General features: G+C 70.0%; 15 protein-coding genes. 12 read left to right on the forward strand and 3 right to left on the reverse strand.

Going from position 1 to position 15,500, the window contains the following annotated elements:
- Positions 1-175: 175 nt before the first annotated feature.
- Positions 176-634, forward strand: coding sequence for a hypothetical protein (locus tag NGF19_RS10740; RefSeq protein WP_252424398.1), 459 nt, complete (start codon positions 176-178; stop codon positions 632-634).
- 111 nt (positions 635-745) lie between these two features.
- On the opposite strand, the gene NGF19_RS10745 is transcribed toward NGF19_RS10740, so the two are convergent.
- On the reverse strand, positions 746-1,183 hold the full coding sequence (locus tag NGF19_RS10745) for a hypothetical protein (RefSeq protein WP_030860612.1): 438 nt from the start codon (positions 1,181-1,183) through the stop codon (positions 746-748).
- A gap of 442 nt (positions 1,184-1,625) precedes the next feature.
- Here NGF19_RS10745 and hemL point away from each other — a divergent pair, with 442 nt between their 5' ends.
- The 8 genes from hemL (at position 1,626) to NGF19_RS10785 (ending at position 10,385) form a co-directional block, all read left to right on the forward strand.
- Positions 1,626-2,945: a glutamate-1-semialdehyde 2,1-aminomutase gene (gene hemL, locus NGF19_RS10750; RefSeq protein WP_252424400.1), complete on the forward strand. Its 1,320-nt coding sequence runs from the start codon at positions 1,626-1,628 to the stop codon at positions 2,943-2,945.
- Positions 2,942-3,616 carry a histidine phosphatase family protein gene (locus NGF19_RS10755; protein WP_252424402.1) on the forward strand — a complete coding sequence of 225 codons (675 nt, stop codon included), beginning with the start codon at positions 2,942-2,944 and terminating at the stop codon, positions 3,614-3,616. The genes hemL and NGF19_RS10755 overlap by 4 nt, the downstream gene beginning before the upstream one ends.
- Before the next feature lie 178 nt (positions 3,617-3,794).
- On the forward strand, positions 3,795-5,048 hold the full coding sequence (locus NGF19_RS10760; RefSeq protein WP_252424719.1) for a polysaccharide deacetylase family protein: 1,254 nt from the start codon (positions 3,795-3,797) through the stop codon (positions 5,046-5,048).
- 464 nt (positions 5,049-5,512) lie between these two features.
- The gene (locus NGF19_RS10765; protein ID WP_252424404.1) at positions 5,513-6,148 is read left to right on the forward strand and encodes a TlpA family protein disulfide reductase; all 636 of its coding nucleotides are present in this window, start codon (positions 5,513-5,515) and stop codon (positions 6,146-6,148) included.
- Position 6,149: 1 nt separating this feature from the next.
- Positions 6,150-6,923, forward strand: coding sequence for a cytochrome c biogenesis CcdA family protein (locus NGF19_RS10770; protein ID WP_252424406.1), 774 nt, complete (start codon positions 6,150-6,152; stop codon positions 6,921-6,923).
- Between the two features lie 3 nt (positions 6,924-6,926).
- Entirely contained in the window at positions 6,927-8,738 is a 1,812-nt protein-coding gene (gene resB / locus NGF19_RS10775; RefSeq protein ID WP_252424408.1) for a cytochrome c biogenesis protein ResB, read from the forward strand.
- The gene (gene ccsB / locus NGF19_RS10780; protein ID WP_252424410.1) at positions 8,735-9,820 is read left to right on the forward strand and encodes a c-type cytochrome biogenesis protein CcsB; all 1,086 of its coding nucleotides are present in this window, start codon (positions 8,735-8,737) and stop codon (positions 9,818-9,820) included. The genes resB and ccsB overlap by 4 nt, the downstream gene beginning before the upstream one ends.
- Positions 9,821-9,956: 136 nt before the next feature.
- Positions 9,957-10,385 carry an SRPBCC family protein gene (locus NGF19_RS10785; RefSeq protein WP_252424412.1) on the forward strand — a complete coding sequence of 143 codons (429 nt, stop codon included), beginning with the start codon at positions 9,957-9,959 and terminating at the stop codon, positions 10,383-10,385.
- A 6-nt stretch (positions 10,386-10,391) separates the two neighbouring features.
- Here the strand turns inward: NGF19_RS10785 and NGF19_RS10790 are convergent, their stop codons facing one another.
- Together NGF19_RS10790 and NGF19_RS10795 are read right to left on the reverse strand one after the other, a co-directional pair.
- Positions 10,392-11,936: a type 1 periplasmic-binding domain-containing protein gene (locus NGF19_RS10790; RefSeq protein WP_252424413.1), complete on the reverse strand. Its 1,545-nt coding sequence runs from the start codon at positions 11,934-11,936 to the stop codon at positions 10,392-10,394.
- Complete coding sequence (locus NGF19_RS10795) at positions 11,936-14,044, reverse strand: hypothetical protein (protein WP_252424414.1); 2,109 nt, start codon at positions 14,042-14,044, stop codon at positions 11,936-11,938. The genes NGF19_RS10790 and NGF19_RS10795 overlap by 1 nt, the downstream gene beginning before the upstream one ends.
- Positions 14,045-14,277: 233 nt before the next feature.
- Here NGF19_RS10795 and NGF19_RS10800 point away from each other — a divergent pair, with 233 nt between their 5' ends.
- Genes NGF19_RS10800 through NGF19_RS10810 form a run of 3 tightly spaced genes read left to right on the forward strand, consistent with a single transcriptional unit; the run spans position 14,278 to position 15,498 of the window.
- A complete protein-coding gene (locus NGF19_RS10800) occupies positions 14,278-15,222 on the forward strand; it encodes a helix-turn-helix domain-containing protein (RefSeq protein ID WP_252424415.1) in 945 nt (314 codons plus the stop codon).
- Entirely contained in the window at positions 15,185-15,301 is a 117-nt protein-coding gene (locus NGF19_RS10805; RefSeq protein WP_252424721.1) for a DUF397 domain-containing protein, read from the forward strand. The genes NGF19_RS10800 and NGF19_RS10805 overlap by 38 nt, the downstream gene beginning before the upstream one ends.
- Positions 15,298-15,498, forward strand: a complete 201-nt coding sequence (locus tag NGF19_RS10810; RefSeq protein ID WP_252424416.1) for a DUF397 domain-containing protein — start codon at positions 15,298-15,300, stop codon at positions 15,496-15,498. The genes NGF19_RS10805 and NGF19_RS10810 overlap by 4 nt, the downstream gene beginning before the upstream one ends.
- Positions 15,499-15,500: the final 2 nt, after the last annotated feature.

Here is a 15,500-nt window from a genome sequence, read left to right on the forward strand (position 1 = left end):
CATATGGGCGCTGTTCTCACCTGCTTCGATGACAGGCGGTCACTGATATGTCTGATGACTTCGTGGCAAAGCGGTGAAATCCCGGTCGCTGACGGATCGGTTACGTGCCAATCTCAATGGTGCGCGCGCTGGGGGAGTCCGTAGCGGGGGAACTGTCTCAGTACAGGAGTCCAACGTGAAATCCTCACTTCGCACCCGCTCCACCCGTGTCCTCGCCGTCGGCGCCCTGTCCGCGGCACTGCTGACGGCCGGTACGGCCGGCGCGTTCGCCGCCGAGCCGAACCCCAACCCCAAGGCGACGCGTATGGCGGAGCCCGAGGCGACCCTCAAGCAGGACCCGAACATCAACGAGCGTTCGGCCTCGGTCACCACGAAGGTCGACAGGACCCAGGTCATGGCGGGCGAGAAGGTGACGCTCACCGGGCGCACCGACGGCCTGAAGACAGGCAGCCCCGTCGTGATCGAGCGCTACTACGACGGCAAGTGGACGCCGATCAAGACCGAGCTCCACTACACGATCGACAAGAACTACAACTACCGCCTGGACACCCGGCTCGACTACAAGGGCCAGGAACAGCTCAGGGTCCGGGCCGGTGACGTGGTCTCGCAGCCGGTGACGGTGACGGTCAAGTAACCGCCCCGTCGCGGTAGCCGCACCACCATCAGAGGGCCGGTCCTGACTCAGGGCCGGCCCTCGCTGCCGTCGACCTCGACGACAGGCCTGTCCGCTACCCCTGACGGTGACTCACGGCCAGACCAAGCAGTAGGCCTGATGCCCCGCCTCATGCAACCGGTGGCTGAAGTCCTGCCATTCGTGCAGGAGTTGGTACACGTTGAACGCGTCGCGTGGGCCGCCGCGGTCCGGGACCGTGGACCAGATGAAGGCCGCCGCGCCCACCGCCTCCTCGCCGATGCCGCGGAGCGGGTCCACGACCGTCATGGGGAGTTTGACCACCGCGTAGTCGGGGTGCAGGACCACCAGTTCCAGCGGGGGGACCTTGTGCAGCGGGACGCCCTCGATGCCGGTGAGGACCATCGCCGCCATCGTCTCCGGCTTGATCTTGGTGAACATCCCGCCCATGCCGAGCTCGTCACCGCCCAGTTCCTCCGGGCGCATCGAGATCGGGACGCGCGCCGCCGTGGCGCCGTCCGGCGCGCCGAAGTACTTGTACGTCACCCCCACCCGGCCACCATTCCCGCTCCCTGCCCCCAGTCGGTCGGCCGTGTGGTTCCTGCGGTCCCTGTGGGCCGCCCGGTCGATTCTGTCAGGCCCGCCCTGGGATCCCGGAGGGTTTTGCGTGCCCTGAGTGTTCTGCGAACTCTGTGGGAGCTGTGAACCGCGGGAACCGGAGGGTTCATGCGCCTCGTGCGGCCCCTGTGCCCGACGTGTCTCGCTCTCCTCCGCGTCGCGCCGGTGCCTTCCCCGCCGGGCACGCCGAGGACCCAGGTCATCGGTCCCCTCGCCCAGTCCGCCACCGCGATGCATATCTCCACCCGACTGCTGTTCTAGGACGCGTGGCCCCCGCCGCGCAACCTGATCATCGTGTCAGTGACCTCCCCCACGGCCGCTCGCCGAAACGTGCGTGGAAACACCTGTCCGCGGGTTCGTCGCGGCCTCTGACACCATGGCTTGTGTGAGCTATCCGTACGAAGCCCCAGTTTCGCAGACTCTTTTCGAGCGCGCGGCGGTCGTCACGCCAGGAGGCGTGAACTCTCCGGTGCGCGCCTTCGGAGCCGTGGGCGGTACGCCCCGGTTCATGGTGTCCGGCAGCGGCCCCTGGCTGACCGATGCCGATGGACGTGAATACGTCGACCTCGTGTGTTCGTGGGGACCCCTGATCCTCGGGCACGCCCACCCGGAGGTGATCGCGGCGGTTCAGGAGGCCGTCTCCCGCGGCACCTCCTTCGGCGCGCCCGGTGAGGGCGAGGTCGCGCTGGCCGAGGAGATCGTCGCCCGGATCGAGCCGGTCGAGCAGGTGCGCCTCGTCTCCAGCGGGACCGAGGCCACGATGTCGGCGATCCGGCTGGCCCGCGGGTTCACCCAGCGGTCCAAGGTGATCAAGTTCGCCGGGTGCTACCACGGCCATGTCGACTCGCTGCTCGCCGCGGCCGGCAGCGGTGTCGCCACCTTCGCGCTGCCCGACACCCCGGGTGTCACCGGCGCCCAGGCCGGGGACACCGTCGTCCTGCCGTACAACGACCTCGATGCCGTCCGCGCCGCCTTCGCCGCCCACCCCGGCGAGATCGCCTGTGTGATCACGGAGGCCTCGCCCGGCAACATGGGCGTCGTGCCGCCGCTGCCCGGGTTCAACCAGGGGCTGAAGGACCTCTGCCGGGAGAACGGCGCGCTGTACATCTCCGACGAGGTCATGACCGGCTTCCGGACCAGCAGGGCCGGCTGGTACGGCGTCGACGGCGTGGTGCCCGACCTGATGACCTTCGGCAAGGTCATGGGCGGCGGCTTCCCCGCCGCGGCCTTCGGCGGGCGCGCGGACGTCATGGCGTACCTCGCCCCGGCCGGGCCCGTCTACCAGGCCGGCACCCTCTCCGGGAACCCGATCGCGACCGCCGCGGGCCTCGCCCAGCTCCGCCTCCTCGACGACGCCGCGTACGAGAAGGTCGACGCGGTCTCCGCCGAGATCCGTAGGCTCGTCACGGACGCGCTCGCCAAGGAGGGCGTCGCCCACCGGGTGCAGAACGCCTCCAACATGTTCTCGGTGTTCTTCACCGACCGGCCGGTGCACACCTACGAGGACGCCAGGAGCCAGGAGTCCTTCCGGTTCACGGCGTTCTTCCACTCCCTTCTCTCGCAGGGCGTGTATCTGCCGCCGTCGGCGTTCGAGTCCTGGTTCGTCTCCACCGCCCATGACGAGCGGGCGCTCCAGAAGATCGCCGACGCCCTCCCGGCGGCGGCCCGTGCGGCAGCGGAGGCCACAGCGGCATGAGTGACATCACCGTCGTCCACCTGATGCGGCACGGCGAGGTCGCCAACCCCGAGGGGATCCTCTACGGGCGGCTGCCCGGGTACCACCTCTCCGACCTCGGCCGGCAGATGGCCGAGCGGGTCGCCGACCACCTCGCCTCCCGGGACATCACCCACGTCGTCGCCTCCCCGCTGGAGCGGGCGCAGGAGACGGCCACCCCGATCGCCAAGGCGCACGGGCTCGACCTGGCCGCCGACGAGCGGCTCATCGAGGCCGACAACGTCTTCCAGGGCAAGACCTTCGGCGTGGGTGACGGCGCGCTGCGGCGGCCGGAGAACTGGAAGCACCTCGTCAACCCGTTCAAGCCGTCCTGGGGCGAGCCGTATCTGGAGCAGGTCGTCCGGATGATGGCCGCGCTGGACGCCGCCAAGGACGCCGCGCGCGGCCATGAGGCCGTGTGCGTCAGCCACCAACTGCCGATCTGGATCGTGCGCAGCTTCGTGGAGAAGCGGCGGCTGTGGCACGACCCGCGCAAGCGGCAGTGCACGCTCGCCTCCCTGACCACGTTCACGTACCAGGGCGACAAGATCGTGTCGGTGGGGTACTCCGAGCCGGCCCGGGACCTCGTGCCCGCTCATCTCCTCGCGGGCGCCAAGCCGGTGAAGGGAAAGCAGAAGGCGTTCGGGGCCTGAGCGCACCGCTGTGCCGCCGGGCTCCCGCGGACGCGTGTCCGCGCAAAGCCCGGCGCGACGGGGGCGTGTTCGGGAACCGCCCTCTTCATCGCGCCCTCTTGCCTAGTGCCCCGACGGACAACGCTGCCTGCCGGGGCACGGGTGACCACCAAGAGGGCGCGATGAAATGGGGAACGTGATGCGGCGCATCGGCCGACGGGGACTGATCGGGCTCGGAGCGGGCGCGGCAGCGGCGATGGGACTGGCCGCGTGCGGGTCCCAGCAGGGGGGTACGAAGCCGGGCGGTTCCGGCAAGGGCGCCGCCGGAAGTACCGGCCCCAGTGTTCCCGTACGTCCGCTCGGTGACGGCTCCACCGCCGACACCGGTGCGCAGCCGAACCAGCCGGACAAGCCCGCACCGCTGGAGCCCGGCCGGACCCCGCCCCAGTTCGTCGTGTTCTCCTGGGACGGCGCCGGAGAAGTCGGCAACGGCCTCTTCCCGCGCTTTCTCGACCTCGCCAAGAATCACGGCGCGCACATGACGTTCTTTCTCTCCGGGCTGTATGTGCTCCCGGAGTCGAAGAAGCGCATGTATCTGCCGCCGAACAACCAGCCGGGCGCCTCGGACATCGGATATCTCACCGACGACCACATTCGCGCCACGCTGAAGAATGTCCGCCGCGCCTGGCTGGAAGGCCATGAGATAGGCACCCATTTCAACGGCCATTTCTGTTCCGGTTTCGGCACGGTCGGGAACTGGACGCCGAAGCAGTGGCGCAGCGAGATAGAGCAGGCCAAGTCCTTCGTCAAGGAATGGCGCACCAACACCGGGTTCAAGGACCTGCCGCCGCTCCCCTTCGACTACGACAAGGAGTTGGTCGGCGGCCGTACGCCCTGTCTCCTCGGCCAGGAGAACCTGCTGCCCACGGCCCGCGAGCTGGGCTGGCGCTACGACGCCTCCTCGCCGGGCGGGCGGCAGCGCTGGCCGGAGAAGAAGCAGGGGCTGTGGGATCTCCCGCTCCAGCTCATCCCGTTCCCCGGGCATCGGTTCGAGGTGCTGTCGATGGACTACAACATCCTCGCCAACCAGTCGATCAACTCGACCCAGGCACCCGCGCACAACTACCCGGGCTGGCGCAAGCAGGCAACAGACGCCTACATAGCTGGATTTGACCGGGCATACCGGACGAACAGGGCGCCGTTCTTCATAGGCAACCACTTCGAGCAGTGGAACGGCGGCATCTACATGGACGCCGTGGAAGAAGCGTTCAAGCACATCGCGCGCGAGAAGGAGAAGGGCGCCGACATACGGCTCGTCTCCTTCCGGCAGTTCACGGACTGGCTCGACGCCCAGCGGCCCGAGGTGGTCCACAAGCTCCAGTCGCTGGACGTGGGGCAGCAGCCGACCGGCGGCTGGAAGGAGTTCCTCGCCGCCACCGGCACAGGGGCCTAAGGGCTGTCCCGTAATCCCTGGCGGATCAGCGCGCGGCGTCGGATGCGGTGCATCGCAAGGCGGAGGGACGCCCGAATACTGGACGTATTCGGGCGTTCCGACAACGCGGCGAGGTGCCGTAGCCGTCGTCGCGCGCCCGTCAGGGATTACGGGACAGCCCTTAGGGCCTGTATCGAGTTGCCCGCCTGCGTCGCGACGCCTGGCACGGCACCTCGCCGCGTTGTCGGGCTCGCCCGCGTACGCCCAGTACGCGGGCGACCCTCCGCCTTGCGAGGCTCCCCCACTGCCTGAAGGGCGTGGGAGGTGCCCCCAGCACCAGACGCCGCGACGCCCGCCTTCCGGGCGGACGACGGGCAACTCGATACAGGCCCTAGGGGGACCCGTCGAAGGCCGCCTGAAATGCGGGTTTCCACCCGTGAGGGGGGTGCGCAAGATCCCCGGAACGGACATGCGAAACTTTTCACATGAGTGCCGCCTGCCGCGCCCCGCAGCGCCTGAACCGCACCCGTAGCCGCAGTCGCCGCCATGCCGTCCTCGCCTCCGCCGGGGCCGCCATCGCGGCGCTCGTGCTGTCCGCGTGCGGATCCGGCGGCGTCTCCGGGGGCTCGGGCAACACCAACTTCATCACCGGCAAGGACGGCATCGCGACCGTCAAGAAGGGCGAGCGGGACACCGCCCCCGACCTGTCCGGCACCACGATCGACGGCAAGAAGCTCGACGTCGCCTCCTACAAGGGCAAGATCGTCGTCCTCAACGTCTGGGGCTCCTGGTGCCCGCCGTGCCGCGCCGAGGCGTCGAACTTCGTCAAGGTCGCCAAGGACAACGAGCGCAACGGCGTCCAGTTCGTGGGCATCAACACCCGCGACACCAGCACCGGCCCGGCCCGCGCCTTCGAGAAGGAGTACGGGGTCACCTACCCGAGCCTGTACGACCCGACGGGCAAGCTGATGCTGCGCTTCAAGAAGGGCACGCTCAACCCCCAGGCCATTCCCTCCACGCTCGTCATCGACCGGGACGGCAAGATCGCCGCGCGTACGCTCCAGCCTCTGACCGAGGAGAAGCTGCGCGAGATGATCGACCCCGTCGTCGCGGAGAAGTGACGTGAGCGCAATGGTCACGCTCGCGGCGGTCGCCGAAGGCAATGAGACGGTCCGCAACGGGGCGCTGCTGGTCGCCCTGCCCGTCGCACTTCTCGGCGGGCTCGTCTCCTTCTTCTCGCCGTGCGTCCTGCCGCTCGTCCCCGGCTACCTCTCGTATGTCACGGGGGTCGCCGGCACCGACCTGGCCGAGGCCCGGCGGGGCCGGATGGCCATGGGCGCCGCGCTGTTCGTCCTCGGCTTCACCGCCGTGTTCGTCTCCGGCGGGGCGCTGTTCGGGTATTTCGGGGCGACGCTCCAGGAGTACCGGGACACCCTGTCCAAGGTGCTCGGCATCTTCATGATCCTGCTGGGCGTCTTCTTCATGGGCCTGATGCCCTGGCTGACCCAGCGCGAGTTCCGGTTCCACCAGCGGCCCGCCACCGGTCTCGTGGGCGCGCCGCTGCTCGGCGCGCTGTTCGGGATCGGCTGGACGCCCTGCATCGGCCCGACCCTCTCCTCCGTCCTGGTGCTCTCCTCCGACCAGGGCAGCGCAGGCCGCGGTGCCCTCCTGACCGTCGCCTACTGCCTCGGTCTCGGTGTCCCCTTCGTGCTCGCGGCGGTCGCCTTCCGCAAGGCGCTCGGTGCGTTCGGCTGGGTCAAGCAGCACTACGCCTGGGTGATGCGGATCGGGGGGATCATGATGATCGGTACGGGCCTGCTGCTGCTGACCGGCGCCTGGGACGGCATCGTGCAGCAGATGCAGAGCTGGTCCGACGGCTTCACGGTGGGGATCTGATCCATGAGCGACACACGGAGCACCGACGTGCACAGCGAGACGACGGACACCCCCGCCGATACGGGCACCTCCACCGACAAGGACCTCACCGAGGCCGGATCGCGGCTCTCCACCGCCCCCGTCGAGACCGCCATGCCCGGCTCCTTCGGCGGCTCCCGGGCCCCCGGCGCGCTGGGCTGGATCAGCTGGACCGCGCGCGAGGTCATCGGCTGGGCCCGCTGGTTCTGGCGGCAGCTCACCTCGATGCGGGTCGCGCTGCTCCTGCTCTTCCTGCTCTCGCTCGGCGCGATTCCCGGCTCGCTGATCCCGCAGTCCGGCACCAACGCGATGGCCGTCCAGGCGTTCAAGGACGCGCACGACGTCCGCGGCCCGCTCTACGACCGGCTCGGGCTGTTCCATGTGTACAGCTCGGTGTGGTTCTCCTCGATCTACATCCTGCTGTTCGTCTCGCTCATCGGCTGTATCGTGCCGCGCGCCTGGCAGTTCGTCGGCCAGCTCAGGAGCCGCCCGCCGGGCGCGCCGAGGCGCCTGGAGCGACTGCCCGCGTACGCGACCTGGCGGACCGACGCCGCACCGGAGGAGGTCCGCGCGGCCGCGCTGAAGGCGCTCCGGCAGCGCCGCTTCCGGGCGCATGTGACGGGGGACGCCGTCGCCGCCGAGAAGGGCTATCTGCGCGAGGCCGGCAACCTGCTCTTCCATGTCGCCCTGGTGGTGATGCTGGTCGCCTTCGCCTGGGGCCAGTTGTACAAGTCCGAGGGCAACAAGCTGATCATCGAGGGCGACGGCTTCGCCAACACCCTCACCCAGTACGACGACTTCAAGTCCGGCAACCTCTTCACCGCCGACGACCTGGTGCCGTACAGCTTCACCCTGCGCGACTTCACCGGCACCTACGAGCGCACCGGCCCGAACAAGGGCACCCCGCGCACGTTCAAGGCGGACCTCACCTACAGCGAGGGCGCCTACGGCAAGGAGAAGAAGACCACCGTCAGGGTCAACCAGCCGCTGCACGTCGGTGACTCCAAGGTCTACCTCGTCAACCACGGGTACGCGCCCGTGGTCACCGTCCGCGACGGCAAGGGCAAGGTCGTCTTCCATGACGCCGTGCCGATGCTGCCCCTCGACGCCAACGTCACCTCGCAGGGTGCGATCCAGGTGCGCGACGGCTATCGCAACGCCAAGGGCGAGAAGGAGCAGCTCGGCTTCGGCGCGATCTTCGTACCGACCTTCGCCGGGGCCGGCCAGGGGTCGATGTTCTCCCAGTTCCCCGCGGCCGACAACCCGGTGCTCGCGGTGAACGCGTACCACGGCGACCTCGGCGTCAATGCGGGGGTCCCGTCGAACGTCTACCAGCTCAACACCAAGAACCTGAAGCAGTTCAAGGGCGCCGACGGCAAGATCCTCAAGGCTCGTCTGGCGCCCGGCCAGACCATGAAGCTGCCGGGCGGTTACGGCTCGATCACCTTCGAGAAGCAGGTCAAGGAATGGGCCGGCTTCCAGATCGTGCAGCAGCCCGGCAGTGGCTGGGCGCTCGGCGGTGCGCTCGCCGCGATCCTCGGCCTGGCCGGTTCCCTGTTCATCCCGCGCCGCCGGGTCTGGGTGCGCGCCACGACCGGCGCCGACGGTGCCACCGTGGTGGAGATGGCTGGCCTCGGCCGCAGCGAGTCGGCGAAGCTGCCCGAGGAACTCGGCGACCTGGCCGCGCTCGTGCACGACCAGGCGCCCACCAAGACCGCCGACCCAGACGCCGACCCCGATCGGGAGCCGGACGCCGCATCTCACGTACCTGCCGCTGAAGGGGTTCAGACGAAGTGACCCTCGCCCTCGCCACCAACGAACATCTCGCGAATCTCAGCAATACGCTGATCTACTCCTCGATGGCCGTCTACACCCTGGCCTTCTTCGCGTACATCGCCGAATGGATCTTCGGCAGCCGCAGCAAGGTCGCCCGTACGGCCAGCGCCCTCACCGCCGAGGCGCCGCGCGCGGCCGAGGCGCCCGCCGTCGCCGTCAAGCAGGCCGGCGGCACCGCGGTGCTGGAGCGGCCGAAGGTCGTCACCCGCGCCGCGGCCGGTGCCCGTGACGTGCCGGACGGTCCGGGCGCCCACGGCGGCGACGAGCAGGGCGACCTCTACGGCCGGATCGCCGTGTCGCTCACCGTGCTGTCCTTCCTCGTCGAGCTGGCCGGGGTCATCGCCCGCGCGGCCTCGGTGCAGCGGGCGCCGTGGGGCAACATGTACGAGTTCAGCATCACCTTCTCCACGGTCGCGGTCGGTGTGTACCTCGCGCTGCTGGCGCTGAAGAAGAACGTGCGCTGGATCGGCCTGTTCCTCATCACCACGGTCCTGCTCGACCTGGGTCTCGCCGTCACGGTCCTGTACACGGCCAGCGACCAGCTCGTACCGGCCCTGCACTCGTACTGGCTGATCATCCACGTCTCCACCGCGATCTTCTGCGGAGCGGTCCTCTACGTCGGTGCGGTCGCCACGCTCGCCTACCTCTTCAAGGACTCCTACGAGAACAAGCTGGCCGGCGGGGGCAAGCCCGGCCGCTTCGCCACCTCGGTCATGGAGCGGCTGCCCTCCTCGGCCTCGCTCGACAAGTTCGCCTACCGCGTCAACGCCGCCGTCTTCCCGCTGTGGACCTTCACGATCATCGCGGGTGCCATCTGGGCCGGTGACGCCTGGGGCCGCTACTGGGGCTGGGACCCGAAGGAGACGTGGGCCTTCATCACCTGGGTCGCCTACGCCTGCTATCTGCACGCCCGCTCCACCGCGGGCTGGAAGGGCCGCAAGGCGGCGTACATCGCGCTCGTCGCCTTCGCCTGCTACCTGTTCAACTACTACGGCGTGAACCTCTTCGTCGGCGGTATGCACTCGTACGCGGGCGTGAAGTAACTCCCCTCTGGCGAAGGCCGGTTCGGTGCGGCACTGCACCGGACCGGCCTTCGTCGTACGCGGACGTCCCGCCGTGCTCGCCGGGGCGTCGCCCGGACCGTGTGCGGATCCCTCGCCCGCGCGCGAGGCTGGTGGTATGAGCAGTCCCATCGAGCCCGTCGAACCGATCGAGGAAGGCACTCCCGAATGCCGGGGCGAGCTGTGGGTACGGCACTACCTGCTGCGGCTGCCCGGCACTGTGGAGGAGACCTGGCCCGTCCTCGCCACCCCCGAGGGGCTGGGGGAGTGGCTGGCCGCGGCCGAGCCGTTCGAACCACGGCTCGGCGGCGCGGTGGCGCTCCACCTGCCCGACGGGACCGCCGAGGGCCGTATCACCGCGTGGGACGTGGAGCGGGTCGCGGAGTACACGGTGGAGGGGCGGGGCCGGATCCGCTTCCATCTGGAGCCGGGGCGACCGACGGGGACGACGGTGCGTTTCACCCACGAGAGCGAGCAGGAGCGGGACCCGGGCTGGCGGGAGCGTTTCGAGCGGCTTCTCGCCCGTGCGGAGCGCGGCGGCGGGTGAGCCCCCTCACGCGGACGGCAGGCAGCTGTCGGCCGGGGGGTCGCGTTCCGGCCAGGCGGTCTGCACGAAGCGGGTGCCGCCCGACGGCTTCAGCTCCACGATCGGCACCGCCTTGTCGTACGGATTGCCATGCACATCGAGGCAGATCCATCCGCTCGCACCGTTCACCCGCTGCTTGCCCTTGATCAGCGCCCACTCGTTGACCACGTCCGCGAGCGAGGGCGCGGTCCTGCCGTTCAGCGTGGCCTCGCGCAGTCCCTTCACCGCGAGCTGCAGGGCGTCGTGCGCGATGATGAGCTGCCCGTCGTCGAGGGCGGTCGGTCCGATCGGGCCGACCGGCGCCTGCTCGGCGCGGCGGATCAGCTCGGCGAGGGTGGCGGCGTCGGCCGTGCTGCCGCCGGTCGCCGCCGTCTTCCCCTTCCAGGCGTCCGGATGGGCCAGCGCGGTGTACCGCACGGAGAGGTTGCGGGTCAGGGCCTTGCGGTCGAGCTTCGTGTCCCCGGCGAGATACGAGCCCTCGTCCCCGGTGAGCACGGTGAACCTGTGGTCCGTGCAGCCGCGTTGCCCCAACTGGTTGATGAACTGGCGTAGTTGGGTGTGGCGTCCGGCGAACAGGACCGTGTCGGTGGACTTCGGGGTGTCGCACAGGAGCTGGGTGATCTGGCGGAACTGGTTCGCGGTCGTGCCGTCCTGGGTGCGGTCCGCGGGCGGGGTGAACGACTGCGGCTGGTGCAGCGTTCCGGGCAGCAGCTTCTCCAGGGAGGTCTGGAGCGTACGGGTGTAGGGGTCGCCCGGCTTGTCGTACACCAGCAGCGCCTTGCGGGCCGTCACCTGGGCGAACGCGGCCAGGGCGCGGGCCTCGTCGGTGTTGGTGGGGGCGACGCGGGCGAGCCCGGGGAACGGGTCCTTGCCGCCTTGCCCGTTGGCGAGGTCGTCGGCGGTGATCGAGGAGCCGACCACGGGGATACCGCGGTGGGTCAGCTCCCGGACGGCCTTCTTGTTGTTGTCGGTGCTCTGCCCTATCCCGGTCACCGCGCGCAGCCGCTCCGGGCCCTTGGTCATCTCCTCCAGCCGGTCGACCACCTCCTGCCAATGGGCCCCGTCCGCCCCGGTGTTGGCCAGGGCGAGCCGGACCCGCGGGTACTCGCCGGTCGGTTCGTGATTGACCTGGTACTGGGCCAGATAGGCGCCCTGGAGTTCATGCAGGGTGTCGTTCAGGCTCGCCGGGGCGGAGGTGGTGAACGGCAGCAGCAGCGCGACCGTCACGTAACTGCCGGGCTTGAGGCGGCGGTTCTCGCGGTCGATCGCATCCGCGGCGGCGGTGAACCGGTGCTGCTTGAAGTCGTACGCCGTCGTGGACACGCCCACGCAGTCGTTGCTGCCCTGCGGGCGGGTCACACCCGTGGCGCAGGACCGGTCCTCCCGGGTGAGCCGGAGCCCGCCCCATACGCCGGCAGCCACCAGCGCGGCGGCGAGCAGCAGCGCCACATACCGGCGGAACCGGATCTCCCAGACGTCCTCGCGCAGCCATCTCCACAGCCGTGCCGCCATCACCGGCTCCCGTCCTGGTCGTCTTGTGGGACGTGCAGTGGCCGTCCGGCCGTCGCGTGCGCGGGCCAGTCCCGCGAGGCCCGCCACAACAGGGCGGTACCTCCGGGCCGCAGGTTCGACAACTGCTCCAGCTCGAAGCGCAGTCGCTCGGCCACCTGCGGGTCGGGCAGCACCAGCGGATCGGTGAGCTGCCAGACCGCGTGCAGCAGTCGCCGTACACGCAGATGCAGTACGGCGTCCACGCCCTCCGGCACCGGATGCGCCGCGTCCGTACGGCCGAGCGCGATCGCCGTGCGGTGATCGCGCTCGGTGACGTCGCGGCCCTCGGGATCGTGGGCGTGGAAGTAGGGCGCGGAGGCGATGAACAGCAGCGCGGACAGCCAGTCCCCGACGTCGGCGTCGGGGAAGGTGTCCCGCAGATGGGCCACCGCGAAGTCGGCCGTGCCGAGGGCCAGTTCGTGGTGCAGCCGGTAGCGGGCGGCGTCCGCGCCGTCCCGCTCGCCGTAGTGGTCGATGAGCGCGCGGTGGGTGGCCTGCCACTCGGCGTGGTCCGTGCCGAGATGGTGCAGCCGCAGCAGGAGCAGCGCCCGCAGGAACGGGTCGCCGACGAACTGCCCGGCGGTCGTGGGCCACCCCTCCTCGGCGAGCCGCTCCTCCAGGCCGAGCACCCCGGCCGCGCCGAAGTCGTCCGGCAGCCGGGCCTCGGCGAGCGCCAGCGCGGAGGCGCGGTCGTGGGCGGCGGCGAGCACGGTCAGCTCGTCCAGCCGGCCGCCCGGCACGAGCCGGTCGAGCAGCTCCCGGTAGGCGGGGCGGCCGGTGTGGTCCTCGTGGACGGCGACATCGCCGGTGAGCAGCGCGCCGAGGGAGCCGGCGCCGCGCGGCAGGTTCTGCCGGGCGGAGGCGGCGAGCAGGGTGATGCCGAGCGGGCTGCCACCGGTCAACCGATGGGTGGCGTGCGGGAGTTGAGGCGGCATGGTGAGGCCGCGGCAGGCGGCGCCCATGAGGTGCAGGGTGTCGTCCGGGGTCAGCGGCGGCAGCGAGACGAGCAGGGCCCGGGAGGACGGGGAGGTGCCGGGCTCCCAGCCGGTGGCGCGGGTGACCTCGGTCAGCGAGCGCCGGGCGGCGTTGGGGAGCGCCGGGAAGGTGCCGCCGCCCGGGAGCGTCCGACCGCGCAGGGCGGCGAAGAAGACGACCTGGTCGCGGATGCCGTCCGCGCGGTCGCGCAGCACGTACTCCATGACGGCGCGCCCGGCGGGCGCGTGCACGTTGTCGAGCAGCACGACCGGGCGGCCCAGGCGGTGCGAGCGCTGCATGACGCTCGCGTAGGCCTCGTCCAGGTCGGCCAGCAGGGCGCGGACGAGATGGCGCTCGGCGTGGGCGCGGGAGTCGCCGTCGGCCCGGAAGTGCCCCGACAGCAGGATCAGGCCGAGCTTGGGGTTGCCGCCCGCGTTCGGATAGTCCCGGTACCAGCCGACGGCCCGGCGCAGCCGCCGATGGGTCGGCGAGACGCCCTCGCTGAAGGACTCCAGCGTCGCCTCGATGATCCCTTCCACGACGGGCCCGGTGTGGGACATGGTCGAGACGAGCTTGGCGACGACCTTGGTCGCCCAGCGGCCGGCGAAGCCGTCGAGGAAGGACCGCGAGTCGTTGAGCAGCAGGATCCGCTCGGCCTCCTGCCGCATCCGGGGCATGTCCCGGTCGCTCCAGCCGCCCGCGGCGACGGCGAGCAGCCCGGAGGCGAGCCGCGGGAACCCGATCCGCCGGGCGCCCTTCACCGGCTCGGCGAGCTGCTCGGCGATCGTGGTGAGCGCCTGGGCGACCGGCGACCAGGCCGCGACGGGCCGCTCCGGCGGCGCGACGGCGAACTGCGGCTCCTCGCCGTCGACCAGCGCGATGGGCGTATGCCCCTGATAGGCGGCGCGCACCTCGCCGAGCAGCGCGCTCTTGCCGAGCCCGCGCCCACCCGTGAACACCACGAACGGGACGTCCACCGCATGCTCGTACGGGCCGGAGCGAAGCTGATACGGGCGCAGCCCGACCAACCGCGAGGCAAGACCGGGCGGGTCCGTGTCGAACAGCGGCCCCCGGCCGTGCAGCCGTCTGTCCACCGCGTCTCCCCCCGGGACGGTCCGGTCGGATGTGCTGCTGTGATGTGTACCCAACCCAGTGTAAGAAAGGGAGAGTTGATTCGGACTGGGGTGTGCGGTGTCCATTGGGTCACGGAATTCCCCGCGCCCGCGCGCTGCCGTGTCCGTTCCCTCATGCCCTCCCGCTCGTTACTCCGAATGGGGCGTTTCGACGCCCGCTGTGGGTGAGTGGCGCACTGTCAGAGGGGGGAGTTGTGGGCAGACGCAACGCCGAGGTCGGCTCGGGAGCCGGTACCGCAGCGCTGTTCGGCGAGGTGCTCAGGTACTTCCGTGAGGCAGCCGGGCTCACGCAGGAGGGCTTGGCGCGCGAGATCCCGTGCGACCGTTCGTTCGTGACGCGCGTGGAGGCGGGTACACGGGTACCGCAGGACTGGTTCGCGAAGAAGTGCGACGAACTGCTGGGCACGGGTGGGGTGTTGCTGCGACTGTGGCAGAAGATCGACTGGTATGGGCGGGTGGAGCATCCGGACTGGTTCCGGCAGCGGGCTGACATGGACGCGGAGGCAGTGGCGCTGCGGGAGTATCAAGAGCGCGTCATACCTGGCCTGTTGCAGACGGAGGACTACGCGAGGGCTCTGTTCTCGCGTGTTGCGACCGGTGAAGAAGTCGAGGAACGAGTTCACGCCCGACTGAGCCGACAGCAGCGGTTCCTGGCTGAGGACGGTCCGTTGTACCTCGTGGTGCTGGACGAGAGCTGTCTGCGTAATGTGGTGGAGAACTCAGCCGTTATGCGGGACCAGTGCGCGCACCTGCTCGCCGTGGGGCGTCGCCCCAACATTCGTATTCAGGTGGCCCCCGCCGGCCCTCGCGAACTCTCCCGGCCCAGTGGTTCCATGTCGTTGATCACGCTGCCGGACGGCCATCAGTGGGTCTATTCGGAATCGCTGGATCGTGGCCATTTCACCGACGAACCAATCGTGTTCGCATGCCACAGCCAGACCTATGATGTGCTCAGGGCCGACGCTCTGTCAGTCCCGGAATCCGCCGCTTTGATCGGTGACGTGATGGAGGGTTACGAGCAGCATGGACAGGTACGAACTCAGCGCGGCGATGTGGATCAAGAGCAGCTACAGCGACTCCAACGGCGGCAATTGCGTCGAAATCGCCCCCGGTTTCCCCGCCGCCGTCCCCGTTCGTGACAGCAAGGTTCCGGACGGCCCGGTGCTGTCGGTCTCGCGCCGGGCTTGGTCGGCGTTCGTCGCGGACGTAGCGCGATGAACCGGCACGAACTCAGCGCGGCGATGTGGATCAAGAGCAGCTACAGCGACTCCAACGGCGGCGACTGCGTCGAAATCGCCCCCGGTTTCCCCGCCGCCGTCCCCGTTCGTGATAGCAAGTCCCCTGATGGCCCGGTGCTGTTGGTCTCGCGCCGGGCCTGGTCGGCGTTCGTCGCGGCAGCGGGGCGCCGCGTCTGACG

It is taken from the genome of Streptomyces macrolidinus (genome assembly GCF_023887685.1).
Classification (GTDB): domain Bacteria; phylum Actinomycetota; class Actinomycetes; order Streptomycetales; family Streptomycetaceae; genus Streptomyces; species Streptomyces macrolidinus.

Coding starts and splice junctions, on each gene's coding strand:
- NGF19_RS10755 (WP_252424402.1), top strand. CDS start 2,942: ATGAGTGACATCACCGTCGTCCACCTGATGCGGCACGGCGAGGTCGCC.
- NGF19_RS10785 (WP_252424412.1), top strand. CDS start 9,957: ATGAGCAGTCCCATCGAGCCCGTCGAACCGATCGAGGAAGGCACTCCC.
- NGF19_RS10760 (WP_252424719.1), top strand. CDS start 3,795: ATGCGGCGCATCGGCCGACGGGGACTGATCGGGCTCGGAGCGGGCGCG.
- hemL (WP_252424400.1), top strand. CDS start 1,626: ATGGCTTGTGTGAGCTATCCGTACGAAGCCCCAGTTTCGCAGACTCTT.
- NGF19_RS10810 (WP_252424416.1), top strand. CDS start 15,298: ATGAACCGGCACGAACTCAGCGCGGCGATGTGGATCAAGAGCAGCTAC.
- resB (WP_252424408.1), top strand. CDS start 6,927: ATGAGCGACACACGGAGCACCGACGTGCACAGCGAGACGACGGACACC.
- NGF19_RS10765 (WP_252424404.1), top strand. CDS start 5,513: ATGAGTGCCGCCTGCCGCGCCCCGCAGCGCCTGAACCGCACCCGTAGC.
- NGF19_RS10790 (WP_252424413.1), bottom strand. CDS start 11,936: ATGGCGGCACGGCTGTGGAGATGGCTGCGCGAGGACGTCTGGGAGATC.